Here is a 15913-nt window from a genome sequence, read left to right on the forward strand (position 1 = left end):
TTCAAGCCCCGAACCTTTCTGAATCTTTCGCAGGTCTCAGGCCATGACGATGGCCTCACACACCAGCTGATACCCCTTGTTGCGTACGACCTTGATGGCCGGAGCAGCCACCCCTGCTTCAGACAACTTTTTGCGAAGTCTTGTCATATGCACTTCGAGATTGGATTTGCCCTGGGCCGAAAAATTCTTGTTGACCACGTCCAGCAGCCGGGTGTGCGCCAGCATCTGGCCTGGGGCCTCCAGCAGGGCCTTGAGGATCAGCGCTTCTTGCTTGGTGAGTTCGACCTGCACATCGCCTCGCAACAACACCAAGCGCACAGGGTCAAAATGAATGGATCCAGCAGACGGCTGCATCCAACGCCGCGAGAAACTTTGAATGGCAGCCGCCAGAAGCTCGGGCGTGGTCGGTTTGGACAAGTACACATCCGCCCCGGACATGTAGCCCTTGACCTGATCTGCCTCGCTCGTCCTGGCGGTCATCATGATGATGTAAAGACCAGGTTGTGAGCGCTTGAGGCGCTGAGCAATGCTGATGCCGTTTTCGCCCGGCAGTTGCAGGTCCAGGACCAGCAGGTCAAATTTATCCTGCAGCAGCAATGTGTCCATTTCATCAGCGTGGGCTGCCCCCGCAACACGATAGCCTTGGCTTTCCAAATGCTCCACCATGACTTCGCGCAGCGCCTGGTGATCTTCAACAATGAGGATTTTCATAGCGGCAAGGTGATGCTGAAGATCACCGTTTCGTCTTCATGGGCAAAGTCCACTTGCCCTCCCAACAACTGCGTCAGCGCCCGCACGATGTACAAACCCAGGCCAGAGCCCGTAGTGGTCTGGGCCAAATCGCTTCTGTAGTACTTTTCGAAAACCCTTGCTTTGTCAGGTGCGCCTGCATGGCCAACCCTGTTCATCAGCTTCAGCAACATCTGCGGCGAAGAAGCAGGTGCCATGACCTGTAAAACCACCGGGTCACCGGGTGGTGAATATTTGAGCGCATTTTCAAGCAGGTTATTGAGAATAATTCTGAACAAGGCACCGTCGGTGAAAATCGTCATGTCCGGTATGCCCGATACCTGCACACGCTCTTTGTTGTCCAGACGATCCACGCACTCCTGGACCAAGGCAACCAAGCTGTGCTTTTTTTTCTCGAATGACCACCCACGCTCCAGCTTGTCGGCTTGCTGACATCGCTCGATGACCGAGTTCATGTCGTCCACCGCCTGCTCTATGCGCACCGCTGGTTGGCTCCTGCCCAGCGCATTGCGCGCCGCAAACCGGATGAGCGCCAGAGACGTTTTCAGTTCGTGGGTGAGCATGGCCATGAACTGCGCTTGTTTTTCACGTTGCTGCTTTTCCTGCTCGGCACGCCCAGCGTGCATGGCCAGCTCGGCCAATCGTTGTTGCTCCTGGTTTCTAGCCCGAAACCTCACAATCATCAGCATGAAGATGCTCGAAATGATGGCGTGGAGCATGACCACGTAGATGCTGAATTTGGTTCCGGTTACCGCACCCAAGGAAGGCATTGAATGCAAAAAACCCGTGACAAAATTGGCCGACTGAATACCGATCAGAGCACGGCGGCTGATGACCGGCTTGTCAATCGCACGCCAAGGGATGCCCCAAATCGCGATCAAGACCAGCAGTGGTGACAACACGGCAATGGCCATCATGTTGATATTCAGCGCAAGCGCTCTGTGCCCCACCGCAAACATTAAACCAGCCAGCACAATGAACAGCAGGCAAAGCCACAGCAGCAGGTTCGCCCAAGCACGGATTTTGTACTCCTTAAAAAAGAGCGCATAAAACAATCCCACCGAAAATGTGGTGGCAAAAACGCAGTAGCTGAACAGGGCGTCAACGACCTCGGGTGACAACATCCCGGGTGTCAGCAAGCGGACATAACCTAGAAACAACGACGCATGCAGCAGGGCCAGCAACTGCTTCAAAAAGAACACCCCATTGATGACTTCCCGGCTGGCCACGAAATACCCAAGACTCATCAGTAAAAAAATACCCAAAACACCCAACAGCATGGCACTGAAGATGTATTCCACCACGCTCGATTCGTACAACAGCTCATGGGGGATCGCCTCGATGTCCATGAGGTTGGTACTGACTGTTTTCAGTCGCAACCAGTAATAGGGACTTTCGATGCGGTGGTCCACGATGAAGTTGTGACCCAGCGCCTTGATGCCGTTGTTGGCCAACGGATACCTGTCTCCCACAAGGCGCCAGGGCTCTGGACGGCCCTCGGAATACAGGCCAATTTCATCCAGGTAAGTCGGAATGATCTTGATGGCTATCTTGCCGCCTTGGAAGGTGTCGTCCACCTTGATGCGAACCCAGAATGCGGAGTCTGAGTACCCCTGATTCAATAAATTGTGCAGGGGCACAAAATCTTGCTCCCGAACCTGCTCAAAATTCAAGGAAGCCGTCCGGTCTTCGTAAAAAGCCCGCTCCACGATCAAGTCGGCCATAGCTTGTCCTTGCAAGATGCAAAAAATAGCCATCAAGCACAAGCGCCGTATATTCAAAGTGAAGACCTCCGGTTGCCCGCACCGCAGTGCGCAAACAATGAGTTGGACTTTATCTTTTTTGTGAACCTTTCCGAACCTTTCCGGACCTTTCAACCTTCAGCTCAAGCCCAAACCATCCAGACAAACCGCTTGAAGGTAATGTCTTGCCAAGTCGATAGCGCAAATGAACGGCAGTCCAGCTGCCCAGAAGTCTTGACCGGTGTGACACCCAAATGTTGAACCGGACGGTCCGACCTACACAGACAAATGTGCTTCCAGTCCCCGACGCGGTGCCGGGCCAATCGAAGGCCCATAGCCCAGACGCGTCCACATCTGCACCGTGTGCCTACGGTCCGCTGCGCCCAGCAAATCGTGCACGGCCTTGTAATGCGGAGCTTGTTCGGGGTATTCCTGCAGGGCCTGCGACAAGGGGTGCATGGACAAGCCCTGCGCCGTGGCGGCCAGTTGGGCCCGCACATAGGCACGTCCGGTTTGCAGCTGGGTGGTGCGGTCGTTGTGCTCGGTGCTCAACCAAAAATACGCCGGTGTGCTGGCAATGGCGGCATTGAAGCGCTCCAGCTGGCCTTTGATCTCTGAGCTGTCGGGTGCTGAAGCCTTGGTGCGGTCAAACAAACCCAGAGCGTTCAGGGCACGCACCATGGGTGAGTTGAGCGAAATGCCGTCGCGGTGCTGTGCAATTTCTTTCGGGCCAATGCGCAGCACATGGTAGGACTCCAGCAGCGTGCGCGATGTGACCAACTCGGTGCGCCAGGCGTCCATGGCGATTTGCGCGTGGCGGGCCATGGCCGACTCCTCGCCCCGGGTGACCAAGCCCAAAGTCACCGGCAAACCTTTGACACTCTCGCGTATCGCCTGCAAGGCAGCGGCATCGGGCGTGCGGGTCTCGTAAACGCCCTTGTGGGTGTGGCGCTTGAACACCTGCGCAAAAAGCGGGTCGGGCTGCACCTGCGCATCGCGCACCAGGCGAATGCGGGCGGTGGGCCGTGTGTCTGGGGCGGTGGCTCTGAACTCGCCTTCGGGGAATGGCGTGACCTCGGTGCGGTAGCCCCGCTGGCGAGCGGCTAGGTCCAGCACCTCGATGAAAGTGCCTTGACTGATCACCAACTGACGCGAGAGCGGATCGGTCTCGGGCAGCAAACGCGTCATGTCCATGCGCAAAACAATGGTGTCGGGCGTGTCCAAGTCCACCAACCACGACTGAAGGTTGTGGGCATGGGGTGCCAGCAAAGCGTGCGACAAAACCCAACGGCGGATGTCCAGGCTGTCGGCTGGAGGGTTCCACGCCGCAATCGCTTCGGGCGGCATGCTGCTGTCGCAGCCAGTCAAGGTGGATGCGGTGGCGGCGGCAATAAATCCGCCGCCAGCAATGCGCAAGATTTGTCTTCTGTTCATGGTGATTCTCCTTAGGGATGAATGAGGTGAAGACGATTGTCTGGAGACAGTTGCTATTGCACAATTGCATAAATTCGATCACCAGCCATTCACTTATGAATAAGTCAAACTTCAACTGGGCCTTGATCCAGTCCTTTTTGGCGGCCATGGAACACGGCAGCCTGATGGGCGCAGCCCGAGCCACAGGCGTTAGCCAACCCACGCTGGGGCGTCATATTGCAGAACTGGAAAGTCAGCTGAATCTGCTGCTGTTTGAGCGCACCGGGCGCGGCCTGCAAGCCACAAGCCATGCGGTGGCGCTGGCCGAATCAGCGCGGGCCATGTACGCGGGCGCTGCCGATTTTTCCAGGCTGGCCTTGGGAGCCGGGCAATCGGTGCAAGGCAGTGTGCGCTTGTCGGCCAGCCAGACTATGGCTTTTCATCTGCTGCCGCCTATCCTAGCGCGCATGCGCCAGGCGCTGCCGCAGGTGTCGGTCGAATTGGTGGTGAGCAACTCGGTCAGCAACTTGCTGCTGCGCGAGGCCGACATCGCCCTGCGCATGGTGCGGCCCGAGCAAAGCAGTCTGGTGGCCCAGCAAATTGGCCAAGTGAGGGTACGTGCCTTCGCCAGCAGGGACTACTTGCAACGCCGGGGCACACCGGAATTGCCCGAAGATTTGGTACAGCACGACCTGATCGCAGGCGATACCAACACCGAAATCCAGCAAGGCTTTGAAGCCATGGGCTACCCGGCCAACGCACTGCGCTTCGGGCTGCGCACAGACGACATGAACGTGCAATGGGCCGCCGTGCGGGCCGGACTGGGCATCTGCTTCACGGGCGAATACCCGTTAGAAAGTGACCCCACCATCGCCGCTGTGTTGCCCATGATTGCCTTGCCAGTGCTGCCAGTTTGGCTCACGGTGCACCGCGAACTGCGCACCAGCGCCCGAATCCGGGCGGTGTATGACTTTTTGGCTGGCGAGGTGGGGCAGGCATTGCAATTCGAAGCCGTCCCATCCAACGTGGCCTAACAACTGCCCGACAATCACCCTTTTGGAACTTTCAGTCAGCAGCGGCTTCTTTTATGGCGATTCAATGGTTTCCCGGACACATGCACCTCACGCGCAAGGCGATTGGGGAGCGCATCAAAGACATTGACGTCGTCATTGAGATGCTGGACGCCCGCCTGCCGGGGTCGAGTGCCAACCCGATGCTGGCCGATCTTATCGAAGGCAAACCCGCACTCAAAATCTTGAGCAAGCAAGACCTGGCCGACCCGGTACAAACCGCTGCATGGCTGGCGCACTACAACGCCCTGCCCGGCGTGAGCGCTTTGGGCATGGACACCAGCGTGGTGTCCCCCGCCAAGGCCTTGATCGATGCCAGCCGCCAGTTGGCCCCCAACCGGGGCGGCATGGTCAAACCCATGCGGGTGCTGATTTGCGGCATTCCCAACGTGGGCAAATCGACGCTGATCAACACCCTCAAAGGCAAGCGCGCCGCCAAAACCGGCGACGAAGCGGGCGTGACCAAACTGGAGCAGCGCATCACCCTGGCCGACGACTTTTATCTGTATGACACGCCCGGCGTGCTGTGGCCACGCATCATCGTCGAGCAAAGCGGCTACAACCTGGCGGCCAGCGGCGCGATTGGCGTGAATGCGTTTGACGAAGAGGTGGTGGCGCTGGAGTTGCTCCATTATTTGATCCCGCGCTACCCGCAGGCCATCACCGAGCGCTACAAGGTGCAAGACGTGGCCAGCCACACCGACGAAACCTTGCTCGAAGCGATCGCACGCCAGCGCGGCGCGATCCAGAGTGGCGGTCGCGTCAACACCACCAAGGCCGCCGAAATCGTGATCCATGATTTTCGGTCAGCGGCTTTGGGCCGCCTGACACTGGAAACGCCGGAAGAATTTGCCATCTGGCTGGCCGAAGGCAAAAAGGCCGATGCCGAGCGGGCGCAGCGCAAAAAACCTGCACGGCCCCCCAAAGACCCAAAACGCCGATGAGTCTGGCGAGACGTTTTTTTAAACCTCTGACCAGACGCTCAGGCCGCGGCCATCTTGCTCATTTGTGCTGCACGTTGGACAGCGCGGATGATGCGTTCGTGCGCCCCGCAGCGGCACAGGTTTTTGTCCAAAGCCTGACAAATCTGCGCCCGGGTCGGCTCGGGGGTCTGCTGCAACAAGGCGCTGGCACTGACCAAAATGCCGCTCAGGCAATAGCCGCACTGGCCCGCGTTTTCTTCTATGAAGGCTTGTTGCAAAGCATGGGGTTGTGCCGTGCCCAAGCCCTCGAGCGTGGTCACGGCATGGCCTTTCACCGCCCACAGTGGCAAATTGCAGGACGTTTGGGGCCGTCCGTCCACCAGCACCATGCAAGCGCCGCACTCGCCTTCACCGCAACCCAATTTGGGGCCCGACAAGCCCAACTCGTTGCGCAAGAAGCTGAGCAAAGGGGTTTTGTCGGGCGCTGTCAGGGCGATGCTCTTGGCGTTGATGGTGATCATGGTCTGTCTCGGGTTTTATCAAGGCACTTCAGCAAAACCCAGCGCTTGGCGCCGGGCTTGCTGACTGGGTGAGCAGAGGTAACGTGCCAGATCGCAGGCCACCGTCCAGGCCGTTTGGGCCTCAGGGTCATGGTTGTCTGAATGGGGTCGCACAGCAGCCACGGCGTATTCGGTGAACAAACCATGCGGGGCCGGAAAAGGCCCCAGATAGTGGGCGTGAGACGCCGCTTGAACCTCGGTGGACTGGGCGCAGGCCATCACACGCTGACTGGCATGGGCAGACAAGGCCGCCACTGCTTGCGCGCCGCCAGCATAGGACTGCACGGCGGGCATGTCCGATGCAGGAATAGCCAGTTGGTCGAGCACACGCTGCAAATGCCGCCCACCCGAGGACTGCTGCAGATCCGGCACCAGCAACACGTCCAGAGACATCAGGGTCTGGCGCAAGGCTTGGACGGAGGCAACATCGTAGAACTGGCCATCGCCTGCCAAGCTCACCCAGCCGGTCTCGGCTTGGCCCAAAGACCCCAACGCGTCGATACGATCGAGCCAGCGGGTTTGCAACGTGCGAATGGCATCGGGGGTGAGCACGCACAGGTGGGAGTCTTGCCCCTCCTCCAGTCGGCGGTTCACCTCGTCCAGCGTGCTTTGCAAAGCCGCATAGCGTGTGCGGTACTGCGCCATTTGCGCCCACTGCGGCATGGCCAGGCATTGCTCCAGCCAGACGCGTCCAGCGCCAGCACTGCAAATGTCCACCAGGGTCGAGGTCAGTGCGGTCATGTCAATGGGGCGCGTTCAGCGCCTGAAGGATGTGGTCTTGCGACAAGGGCAAGTGCCGAACACGCACACCCAGGGCATCGAACAAGGCATTGCCGAGGGCGGCCGCCACGGGGGCTTGCACCGACTCGCCCGCCCCCAGCGACGGTTGCTCCGGCTGGTCCAGCACATGGATGGTCAATTCGGGCACCTCACTGAAACGCAAGATCGGGTAATCGGCCCAGCTTTGGGTCGTGATGCGCGTGCGGTCAAACTGAACCGCCTCTTTCAGGGCCCAGCTCATGCCTTGCAAGGCACCGCCTTCGGTTTGGTTGATCACACCGTCCAGGTCCACCACACGGCCCACATCGACGGCCACATCGAGCTGCAACACACGCAGCGTTTCGCCGGCCTGCACGCGTGCCAAAACCGCGCACCAAGCCGAGGTGTTTTTGTAGCGGGCCCAGGCCACGCCATGGCCCTCACCCTCGGCTTTGGGCTGACGCCACCAAGTGCTGCGATCGACCACGGCATTCAAAACGGCCAGACTTCTGGGGTCCTCCATGTGCAGTTTGCGAAACTGCAAAGGGTCTTGTCCGCTGGCATGGGCCAGCTCGTCCATGAAAGACTCGATGGCAAACACATTGGCAAATGCCCCCAGGGCCCGCATGGCCGAGGTTCGAATCGGCATGACCGTCAGCCGGTGGTTCACCACATGGGTGTTGTCAAACGAATAACCTGGAATCGCATTGCGGTCCGAACCTCCCCCTGCGGCCAGCGGCGGATTGATGGCAATAGGCGCGGGCTGCCCCTGTGCGCGCTGCGAAGCCCCCAGCAAGGTGGGGATCAACGCGCGACCGGGCCGGGAGCTGTAGCCATTGGCCCACAGTTCGTGGTGCCAGTGGCTGATGCGCCCCTGCGCGTTCAGACGGGCCCTGAGCGAGACCAGGTGGGCGCTGCCCAGTGGCGCTTGCGACAGTTCGTCAGCACGAGACCACACGACTCGAACAGGATCACCGGGCTGGGCCATGGCCAACAGGGCCGCATCAAATGCCACATCGTCGGCACCGTTGTGGCCATAGCAACCGGCACCCTCCACATGCCGCATCACGATCGCCTGTTTGTCCAGCCCCAAGGCCTTGGTCAGGTCATCGCGCAGATTCTGGATGCCTTGGCTGTGGGTCCAGACCTGCAAGGTCTGGCCGTCCCATTGGGCCAGTGCGCAGCAAAGACCAATGGAGGCGTGGGCAATAAAAGGCTTGAGGTATTCGCGCGACAAGCTCACCCCGTCTTCGTCAGCGTCAAGGACTTCCCCTTTTTGAAGGGGGTAAGTGGTTTCATGCGGGGCATTGCGCAAAAAGTCGGCCAAGGCATGCATGTCGGGCAAATTGGCCGACTCGCGCCAAGCCACTTGCGCTTGCAGCTGAGCCAGTGCGGCGTCCGCCTCGCGCTCAGAGGCGGCCACGATGCCAATAAAGCGCCCATCCACCACCAAGTCAATGGCAGACAGGGACATGGCATCCAGCACATCGGCCGGCACGGGTTGATCGGGATCAGCCAATTGGGCCGTCAGCGATGGCGCGCGCAGGACCCGCCCATGGCGCATGCCTGGCATGCGCACATCGTGGATGAACCGGGGCTGCCCCATGATCTTTTCGGACAGGTCAATGCGACGGACTTTGCCGTGGCCGTGCAGCTTGAGCGCATCCACAGGCTTGGGCTGGGCCAAACCCTCGTATTCCCGATGCAGATTGATGTCCTTGAGCCAATCCCAATAATCGCCCAGCTCGCGCCCTTGGGAGTCGGTGAAGCGCCCTTGCTCGACGCGCAAGGCATCGGCGGGCAACCCATGGTGACGGGCCGCTTGCTGAAGGGCCAGAAAACGCACTTCGGCACAAGCGTGGCGAATGGCCGATCCGGAGTCCTGAACTGAAATGCTGCTGCTGGTCATGCCCTCGTCAGGCCCTTCCAGGGTGCTGGCACTGACGATGTGCACTTGGTCCAAATCCACATCCAGTTCATCGGCCGCAATGATGGACAAGGCCGTCAAAATGCCCTGCCCCAACTCCACCTTGCCCGTGAACACACGCACCCGACCGGGCTGAGAGAAATCCAGCCATTGCGCCAATTGGCGGTTGGTGTGCAAATTGCCGGGCAAGACCGCTCGACCGTCATTGCGGTCGAACGTAAACCCTCGCGGCGCTGCTGCCGTCATTGAATGCGTCCGATGCGCTGAATGGTGACGGATGTGCGGGCCAGATCGGCCTTCCAGAAAGTCTCCAGCTCGCTGCCGTCCAGGTAGGCAATTTCCCCGGCGGAGCTTTTACCGACCGTCTCCACGAATTGGTTGTCCTGAGATGCCGCACGCAAGGCCCGGCGCAAAGTGGCCAGAACATCGGCGGGTGTGCCCACGGGCGCAAACAGACCTGTCCATGGGACAAAATCAATCGGCACGCCCAATTCCGAAAGGGTCGGCACATCCGGTGCTTGCGCCCAGCGCTTGGCGCCGTACATGGCCAAATAACGCAGTCGACCGCTTTGAACGTGCGGCAAGGCAAGCGTGCGAACGGGGATGTTGAAATCGACCTGCCCCCCCATCAAAGCCGTCAACATGGGTGCCCCGCCCGCGTAAGGAATGTGACGCGCCTCGGTTTGCGTGGCCGCCAGCAGCATCTCGGCGGGGAAATGGCTGATGCCGTAGTTGCCGCTGGACGAATACGTCATGCCTTTGGGATTGGCTTTTAAGGCCGCCGCAAAGTCTTGGTAGGTTTTGTAAGGGCTGTCCGCACGCACCACCAAGCTGACCACATCCACAGTGACCCGGGCCACGGGCACGAATTGGTCCAGCGTGAAGGGTGCCTTTTGGCCATTGAGCACCGCTTGCTCTGGAACGCTGGCCACACTCGACAAGGTGTACATCAGGGTGTAACCGTCTGCAGTGGCATTGGCGACCGCAGCCGCACCAATGGCGCCCGAAGCCCCTGGACGGTTCACGATCGTCACCGGCTGGCCCAAAGCTTTGTCCAGCGAAGGCTTGAGCGCACGGGCCGACAAATCAGCGATGCCGCCTGCCGGGAATGGCACGATCAAAGTGACCGGCTTTTGGGGATAAGTCCCCTGCGCCCAAGTTGCCGCTGACCACCCGAGGGCCAACAACACAGAAAGTCTTTTGAAAAAATTCATCAACATGGCTTGTGTCCTTATAAAAACAAATCCTAAAAAATTTCAGCATTTGCACCCACGTGAATTATTTGACAAGGCCCATCCAGCGCGTGTCACCTTGGTTTTGCCATGACCAACACAGCACAACCACTATGATGGGCTTCCCCTCAAAAGCACCATGTCCACCCAGCACCCCACCCCAGACAAAGACGCCATTGCCCTGCTCCCGCCTTTTGAGCGACTGGGTCTTGACCGCATCACACTCGTCACCACCGGCCAGCAGGCGAGAAGTGCATGGGATGCCCTCATGCAATCGTCTGCCTGGGGGTTTGACACCGAGTCCAAACCCACTTTCAAGGTGGGCGAGCAGTCAAACGGGCCGCACATCCTGCAGTTGTCCACCTCCGAGCGGGCTTGGGTGTTTCAGTTGCATGACCCGGAATGCAGCACGGTTGCGGCGCAACTGTTGGCCTGCAGCGGCATTGTCAAAGCCGGTTTTGGTCTGGGCGATGACCGCAAGCGCATCGTGCACAAATTGGGCATCGAGCCCCAAGGCATCCTGGAGCTCAACAGCATCTTTCGAGAACGCGGTTACCGCAAGGACATGGGCGTCAAGGGCGCGGTGGCGGTGCTGTTCAACCAGCGCTTCATCAAGTCCAAGAAAGCCGCCACCAGCAATTGGGCCAACCCCCATCTCAGTGAAGCGCAACTGTTGTACGCGGCCAACGATGCCTACGCCGCCATCCGGGTCTGGCAAGCGCTGGAGCTTTGAGGCGCAAGCTATAGATCCCCTGACGGGGATGCCGAACCAGAAGAAAACCCGCATTCTCCGTAGGTCGGGCCTTTAGGGTCCGACATGCATTCTTTTAGCGAAGCGACATGTGCCATCGGCAGCGGTGCTTCACCGCCATGTCGGACCTGAAGGTGCCGACCTACAAAGACCGACAACCATCTTCTCGCGAATCAACAGGTATCAATTGGCCATCACCACAAACTGACCAAACCGCCGCCTTGCAAACGCCAGGCAGCGCTGGCCATGGCGCGGGCTTCGGCTTCGTCGTGGGTGACCAGCAAGGCGCGCATGCCGTGCTCGGCAATGTGGCGGGCAAATTCTTCGCGCAGACTCACGCGCAGCTCGGCGTCCAGCGCAGAAAAGGGCTCGTCCAGCAGCAGAGCCCGAGGCTGTGTGATCAGCGCCCGGCCCAGGGCCACGCGCTGCTGCTCGCCGCCCGACAGCGTGTCCACCCGTTCGGCCCCCCGCCCTCCCAGCCCAAAGCGCTGCAGCAGCGCCTGAGCCTTCTCTCGCGCAGCGGCGCGGCCCATGCCTTGCTCCACCAGGCCAAAGGCCACGTTGTCCTGCAGGTTAAGGTGCGGGAACAGCGCAAAATCCTGAAACATCAGGGCCAGGCGGCGTTTTTCAGGTGGCCATTCGCTGATGTCTTGGCCATCTAGCCAGACGCTGCCCGACTCCGGTATCACCAGACCCGCGATGATTTTGAGCAGCGTGCTTTTGCCGCTGCCAGAAGGCCCCAACAAAGCCACGGTTTGTCCGCGTGCCACTTGCAGGTTCACATCCTGCAGCAAAGGCTGGGGCTGACCGTTCAGGCCGGTCCAATCGTGGTGGATGTGTCGCAGTTCAAGCATGGTTCAAATCAGGTGTGCAGGCCTTCAGGCCGCAGGGGTGGGAGAAGAGGACGCAGCGGCTCGGCCTTCGATCAACACAAAAACCAGCAGCGCCAAAACCATCAAGCTGGCGGACAGCACCAGCGCCGCATCGAGATTGCCCGCGCCGGGGCGACCCAGGCGCTGGTAGATCAAGGTGCTCAAGGTCAGCCACTCGGGACGCGACAACAGCAACGAGACCGCAAACTCCCCCAGCATGGTGGCCGCGGCAAAGGCCATGCCCCGGCGCAAGGCCAAAGCCACCATGGGCAACGTGACGCGCCAAAACACCCGCAGCGGCCTTGCCCCCAAAGTGGCAGCGGCTTGGGCATAGTGCTCGGGCATGGCATCAAGGGCCGCCGTCAGCGCTTTGGCCACAAACGGATAAGCCAGCAAAGCATAGGCCGCCACCAAAAGCGGCAAACTGGCCAACCATTGCGGGTACATCAGCAACAAACCAAAGGCCAGCGCCACGGGCGAAACCACCAAGGGCGCATATGCACTGGCCCGCCAGGCCAGGCCCCAGCGCGGCCAAGGCCTCAAGGCATGCCCTGCCAGTGCATGCAGCAAACCCAAAGCCGTGGCCAGCACCAGCGCCATGCCGGTGAACTGCAGCGTGTTGCGCAAAGCCAGCCCAGTCTCAGGGTCGGCCCACACCGCCGCACCCTGCCCCCACACCGCCGCGTGCAAGCCCTGCCCCAACAGCGCCAACAAGGGCGCGCCGCACAGCAGGACCCAAGTACCCAATGCCAGCCCCCAAAGCGTCCAAATCCACTTGTCCGCCCCCCGCAAAGGACGGCGCGCCACCGGGGTGATGCGCGCCGGATGGGCCAAGCGGCGCTCCACCCAGGCGTAAGCCCAGGCCACGCCCCCAGTCAGCGCCAGCATGGCCACGGCCAAGGCCGCCGCTGGCCCCAGCGCCAACTCGTGCGCGATCAGGGTGTAAATCTCCACCTCCACCGTGGCGAAGTGCTGCCCGCCCAACACCAGAGCCAGGCCAAAGCCGGTGAAGCAATACAAGAACACCAGGCACACCGCCGAGGCCAACCAAGGGGCCACCACCGGCCATTCAACCCGCCAAAACGCCCGCCATGGCGTGGCCCCCAAAGTGCGTGCCAGCGCCACCTGCTGTGCGCTGACCTGCGCCAAGCCGTCGCTGCCTGCGCGCACCACCAGACCCAGGTTAAAAAACAAATTGCCCAGCAGCAGCAACCAGGGGCCGTCTTGCAAAGACACCCCCACTCGCGCCAAAGGCTCACCCAGCCAACCGCGAGGCCCCCAAAGCGACAACACGCCCAGCGCCGCGACCAAGGTGGGCACCACAAAAGGCAGCAGCAAAGCGCGCTGCCACCACAGCCGTCCGACAAAATCCAGGCGCGCCAGCACCCAGGCCATGGGCAAACCCAACAGCAAACAAGCCACGCAGGTGGCCAAAGCCTGCACCAGCGTCCAGCCCACGCGCCACTGCAGGTGCGCATCGCGCCACCAGGGGCCGGTGTCGGCCAGCGCCAAGCCTGGCACCGGTTCACCCCAGAAGCCTTCCAAGAGCAAGCGCGCGACCGGCATCGCCAAGAACACCAAGGCAAACAGCATCGGCAGAGCCGCCAGCCACAGGGCTTTGTACCTTGGACGCAGAGCTTGGCGCTTTGGAGGATTCAGCACCATGAACTTGGCCCCGTCACTTGAGCACCACCTGCGTCCAGCGCTGCTGCCAGCGGGCGGCCTGTGTGCTCAGGGTTTGCAGCGGCAATCGCTCAAATTGGGTGGGCGCCTGGGCGTGTTGCATCACCGCGTCAAGCGGCACACCGGGCTGCACCGGGTACATCCACATGCTGGTTGGCAGCGCCTGCTGCACCGGCACAGAACGCAAAAACTCGATGAACTTCACGCCTGCCGTGCGTGCGGCTGGCGCAGCGCCCTTGAGCAAGGCCGCCCCTTCTACCTGACGGAACACACCGCCCGGCAAAAACAAATTGGCCGTGGGCGATGCGCCCAGTTTGTCCTTGCCATAGAACACCTCGGCGGCAGGGCTGGTGGCATAACTGACCACCATGGGCCGGCTGCCGCCGTTGTGGCTGAACTCGGTGTAATACGCCTCGCTCCAGCCCTTGACCACCTTGACGCCGTTGGCGCGCATCTGGGCCCACCAGTCCCAAGCCGCTGCTTCGCCCAAGCCTGCCACCGTGGCCAGCAAAAACGCCTGGCCGGGGCTAGAGGTCGCCGGGTTGGGCACCACCAACAAATCGCGGTAAGCCGGCAGGGCCAGCGCCTGCAGGTTTTGGGGCAGGGCCAGACCTTTTTTCTGGAACCAGGCTTTGTCGATGTTCAAGCTCACAAAGCCTTGGGTCACCGGCACCACGCCACCCACCACGCCGCTGTCGGCGGTGGGCGCTGGCAGGTCTTTTTGAGGGGCAGGTCCCTCGGCCATGCCCGCCAGAGCTTTGCTTTGCGCGGCCACGCCGGGGTAGGTGTCGAGGATGCCACTGGCCAGAGCGCGGGGCAGCAAGGTGTTGTCGATGCCAAACACCACATCGGCCACGGGCGCGGCGCGGCTCAAGATCAACTTGTTGAGCATCTCGCCCGCATCGCCCCCTTTGATGAGCTGCAACTTCACGCCCGCATCTTTTTCAAACTGCGCCAGCAAGGGTTTGGGCAGGTCAAACGAGCTGTGCGTCATGACACGCAACAAGGTTGGCGTTGGGCTTGGAGACTGGTTTGGGGGTGGGTTTTGTGCCAGCGCCTGCCCTGCCGCAGCCCAGCCCATGGCGCTGCTCAGCACCCATGCCAGCCCGGTACCGGTCACCAACAACCGCCTTTGCATCGCCAACCGCCTTTCGCTCAAAAAGCCGCGAGGGGCATGACAGCAAAGCCGGTCAACGCACAAGGTCGCTGGGGTGGCATTGGCATCACGCTCCCTACGCTGGCACAACCCAGATCAGGTGAGAGGGGTATGTCTCAGCCCAGGCTGCTCATGCGGCCAGGCACCCCCGGTGAAGTCGTCGATTGTAGCGAGGGGGTACGAAGTGAGCCGCCCAAGTGACAGGCCCACAGGCGGCAGGTGCCTAGAGTGCAGAACAGTTCAACCTTCGAAAGACCGCCCATGTCAGCCGCCACCGCTACCGCAAAAGCAACAGCCTCAACGCCTGCCCAAGACGACCCGGTGTGGCAAGCCAAGGTGCACCTGGCCGCCGCCTTGCGTTTGGCCGTGCTGCACGACTTTGACGAAGGCATCGACAACCACTTCACTGTGGTCGTACCGGGCCGTGAAGACCAATACCTGATCTCGCCCTTTGGTGTGCACTGGTCTGAGGCCCGTGCCAGCACCATGATGGTCTTCAACGAAGCGGGCGAAACCCTGGAGGGCACAGGCCTGGTGGAGCTGTCGGCGCAATCGATCCACGCCCCGGTGCACCGCCTCACGGGGGCCAAAGTGGTGCTGCACACCCACCAGCCCTGGGCGTTGGCTTTGAACATGCTCAAAGCCAACCGCTTGCTGCCCGCCACCCAAACCGCTGCCTTCTTTGACGGCACCATCGCCTACGACGACCATTACACCGGGCTGGCGGCAGACCTGTCTGAAGGGGAGCGCTTATCGCAGCTCATGAGCGGTGGCAAAACCGTGCTCTTCATGAAAAACCATGGTGTGATGACCATTGGCGACACCGTGGCGCAAGCCTACCGGCGCTTGTACAAGCTCGAAAAAGCCTGCCGCACCCAAGTGCTGGCCATGGGCACCGGCCAGCCCCTGAACGTGCTCACCGAATCCGTGATCCGGCGCATCAAAACCCCCAGCACCCAAGACCGTCACCCCCGCAGCGAACGTGAGCGTCTGTTTTTTGAAGCCATGATGCGGGTGATTGACCGGGTGAATCCGGGCTATGCCGATTGAATCTGTAGGCGGCTTGGAACGCCCA

General features: G+C 60.8%; 14 protein-coding genes and 1 riboswitch. Of the genes, 4 read left to right on the forward strand and 10 right to left on the reverse strand.

Going from position 1 to position 15913, the window contains the following annotated elements; all coding sequences use genetic code 11:
• Nucleotides 1-36: 36 nt before the first annotated feature.
• The 3 genes from B9Z49_RS13800 to B9Z49_RS13810 all read right to left on the reverse strand — a co-directional run bounded on the left by B9Z49_RS13800 (nucleotide 37) and on the right by B9Z49_RS13810 (nucleotide 3926).
• On the reverse strand, nucleotides 37-711 hold the full coding sequence (locus B9Z49_RS13800; RefSeq protein ID WP_108354013.1) for a response regulator transcription factor: 675 nt from the start codon (nucleotides 709-711) through the stop codon (nucleotides 37-39).
• Complete coding sequence (locus tag B9Z49_RS13805) at nucleotides 708-2474, reverse strand: ATP-binding protein (protein WP_158273502.1); 1767 nt, start codon at nucleotides 2472-2474, stop codon at nucleotides 708-710. Before B9Z49_RS13805 ends, B9Z49_RS13800 begins: the two co-directional genes overlap by 4 nt.
• Before the next feature lie 294 nt (nucleotides 2475-2768).
• The gene (locus tag B9Z49_RS13810) at nucleotides 2769-3926 is read right to left on the reverse strand and encodes a nitroreductase family protein (RefSeq protein ID WP_108354015.1); all 1158 of its coding nucleotides are present in this window, start codon (nucleotides 3924-3926) and stop codon (nucleotides 2769-2771) included.
• A gap of 95 nt (nucleotides 3927-4021) precedes the next feature.
• On the opposite strand from B9Z49_RS13810, the gene B9Z49_RS13815 reads away from it, so the two are divergent.
• Both B9Z49_RS13815 and ylqF read left to right on the forward strand, forming a co-directional pair.
• On the forward strand, nucleotides 4022-4939 hold the full coding sequence (locus B9Z49_RS13815) for a LysR family transcriptional regulator (protein WP_108354016.1): 918 nt from the start codon (nucleotides 4022-4024) through the stop codon (nucleotides 4937-4939).
• Nucleotides 4940-4992: 53 nt separating this feature from the next.
• Nucleotides 4993-5919 carry a ribosome biogenesis GTPase YlqF gene (gene ylqF / locus B9Z49_RS13820; RefSeq protein ID WP_108354017.1) on the forward strand — a complete coding sequence of 309 codons (927 nt, stop codon included), beginning with the start codon at nucleotides 4993-4995 and terminating at the stop codon, nucleotides 5917-5919.
• A gap of 38 nt (nucleotides 5920-5957) precedes the next feature.
• Here the strand turns inward: ylqF and B9Z49_RS13825 are convergent, their stop codons facing one another.
• The 4 genes from B9Z49_RS13825 to B9Z49_RS13840 are packed head-to-tail and all read right to left on the reverse strand — an operon-like array spanning nucleotide 5958 to nucleotide 10364.
• Entirely contained in the window at nucleotides 5958-6419 is a 462-nt protein-coding gene (locus tag B9Z49_RS13825; RefSeq protein WP_108354018.1) for a (2Fe-2S)-binding protein, read from the reverse strand.
• A gap of 18 nt (nucleotides 6420-6437) precedes the next feature.
• A complete protein-coding gene (locus B9Z49_RS13830; RefSeq protein WP_108354019.1) occupies nucleotides 6438-7199 on the reverse strand; it encodes a hypothetical protein in 762 nt (253 codons plus the stop codon).
• A 1-nt stretch (nucleotide 7200) separates the two neighbouring features.
• A complete protein-coding gene (locus B9Z49_RS13835; protein WP_108354020.1) occupies nucleotides 7201-9390 on the reverse strand; it encodes a molybdopterin cofactor-binding domain-containing protein in 2190 nt (729 codons plus the stop codon).
• Nucleotides 9387-10364 (reverse strand): tripartite tricarboxylate transporter substrate binding protein, encoded by a 978-nt coding sequence (locus B9Z49_RS13840; protein ID WP_108354021.1) that lies wholly within the window; start codon nucleotides 10362-10364, stop codon nucleotides 9387-9389. The genes B9Z49_RS13835 and B9Z49_RS13840 overlap by 4 nt, the downstream gene beginning before the upstream one ends.
• Before the next feature lie 151 nt (nucleotides 10365-10515).
• Here B9Z49_RS13840 and B9Z49_RS13845 point away from each other — a divergent pair, with 151 nt between their 5' ends.
• Nucleotides 10516-11109, forward strand: coding sequence for a 3'-5' exonuclease (locus tag B9Z49_RS13845; protein ID WP_108354022.1), 594 nt, complete (start codon nucleotides 10516-10518; stop codon nucleotides 11107-11109).
• A 212-nt stretch (nucleotides 11110-11321) separates the two neighbouring features.
• On the opposite strand, the gene B9Z49_RS13850 is transcribed toward B9Z49_RS13845, so the two are convergent.
• Genes B9Z49_RS13850 through B9Z49_RS13860 form a run of 3 tightly spaced genes read right to left on the reverse strand, consistent with a single transcriptional unit; the run spans nucleotide 11322 to nucleotide 14820 of the window.
• The gene (locus B9Z49_RS13850) at nucleotides 11322-11981 is read right to left on the reverse strand and encodes an ABC transporter ATP-binding protein (RefSeq protein WP_108354023.1); all 660 of its coding nucleotides are present in this window, start codon (nucleotides 11979-11981) and stop codon (nucleotides 11322-11324) included.
• A 24-nt stretch (nucleotides 11982-12005) separates the two neighbouring features.
• Complete coding sequence (locus tag B9Z49_RS13855) at nucleotides 12006-13664, reverse strand: iron ABC transporter permease (protein WP_199225059.1); 1659 nt, start codon at nucleotides 13662-13664, stop codon at nucleotides 12006-12008.
• A gap of 13 nt (nucleotides 13665-13677) precedes the next feature.
• Nucleotides 13678-14820, reverse strand: a complete 1143-nt coding sequence (locus B9Z49_RS13860) for a thiamine ABC transporter substrate binding subunit (protein ID WP_233254627.1) — start codon at nucleotides 14818-14820, stop codon at nucleotides 13678-13680.
• A gap of 73 nt (nucleotides 14821-14893) precedes the next feature.
• Nucleotides 14894-14998, reverse strand: a riboswitch (TPP riboswitch).
• 101 nt (nucleotides 14999-15099) lie between these two features.
• Here B9Z49_RS13860 and B9Z49_RS13865 point away from each other — a divergent pair.
• A complete protein-coding gene (locus B9Z49_RS13865; protein WP_108354025.1) occupies nucleotides 15100-15888 on the forward strand; it encodes a class II aldolase/adducin family protein in 789 nt (262 codons plus the stop codon).
• The last annotated feature ends 25 nt before the right edge of the window (nucleotides 15889-15913 follow it).

It is taken from the genome of Limnohabitans sp. 2KL-51 (assembly GCF_003063645.1).
GTDB lineage: Bacteria > Pseudomonadota > Gammaproteobacteria > Burkholderiales > Burkholderiaceae_C > Limnohabitans_A.

What these genes read in the sequence shown, in the direction of transcription:
- B9Z49_RS13835 (WP_108354020.1), bottom strand. Translation starts at nt 9,390, where the DNA reads ATGACGGCAGCAGCGCCGCGAGGGTTTACGTTCGACCGCAATGACGGT.
- B9Z49_RS13840 (WP_108354021.1), bottom strand. Translation starts at nt 10,364, where the DNA reads ATGTTGATGAATTTTTTCAAAAGACTTTCTGTGTTGTTGGCCCTCGGG.
- B9Z49_RS13860 (WP_233254627.1), bottom strand. Translation starts at nt 14,820, where the DNA reads ATGCAAAGGCGGTTGTTGGTGACCGGTACCGGGCTGGCATGGGTGCTG.
- ylqF (WP_108354017.1), top strand. Translation starts at nt 4,993, where the DNA reads ATGGCGATTCAATGGTTTCCCGGACACATGCACCTCACGCGCAAGGCG.
- B9Z49_RS13815 (WP_108354016.1), top strand. Translation starts at nt 4,022, where the DNA reads ATGAATAAGTCAAACTTCAACTGGGCCTTGATCCAGTCCTTTTTGGCG.
- B9Z49_RS13805 (WP_158273502.1), bottom strand. Translation starts at nt 2,474, where the DNA reads ATGGCCGACTTGATCGTGGAGCGGGCTTTTTACGAAGACCGGACGGCT.
- B9Z49_RS13865 (WP_108354025.1), top strand. Translation starts at nt 15,100, where the DNA reads ATGTCAGCCGCCACCGCTACCGCAAAAGCAACAGCCTCAACGCCTGCC.
- B9Z49_RS13825 (WP_108354018.1), bottom strand. Translation starts at nt 6,419, where the DNA reads ATGATCACCATCAACGCCAAGAGCATCGCCCTGACAGCGCCCGACAAA.
- B9Z49_RS13850 (WP_108354023.1), bottom strand. Translation starts at nt 11,981, where the DNA reads ATGCTTGAACTGCGACACATCCACCACGATTGGACCGGCCTGAACGGT.
- B9Z49_RS13845 (WP_108354022.1), top strand. Translation starts at nt 10,516, where the DNA reads ATGTCCACCCAGCACCCCACCCCAGACAAAGACGCCATTGCCCTGCTC.
- B9Z49_RS13830 (WP_108354019.1), bottom strand. Translation starts at nt 7,199, where the DNA reads ATGACCGCACTGACCTCGACCCTGGTGGACATTTGCAGTGCTGGCGCT.
- B9Z49_RS13800 (WP_108354013.1), bottom strand. Translation starts at nt 711, where the DNA reads ATGAAAATCCTCATTGTTGAAGATCACCAGGCGCTGCGCGAAGTCATG.
- B9Z49_RS13810 (WP_108354015.1), bottom strand. Translation starts at nt 3,926, where the DNA reads ATGAACAGAAGACAAATCTTGCGCATTGCTGGCGGCGGATTTATTGCC.
- B9Z49_RS13855 (WP_199225059.1), bottom strand. Translation starts at nt 13,664, where the DNA reads ATGGTGCTGAATCCTCCAAAGCGCCAAGCTCTGCGTCCAAGGTACAAA.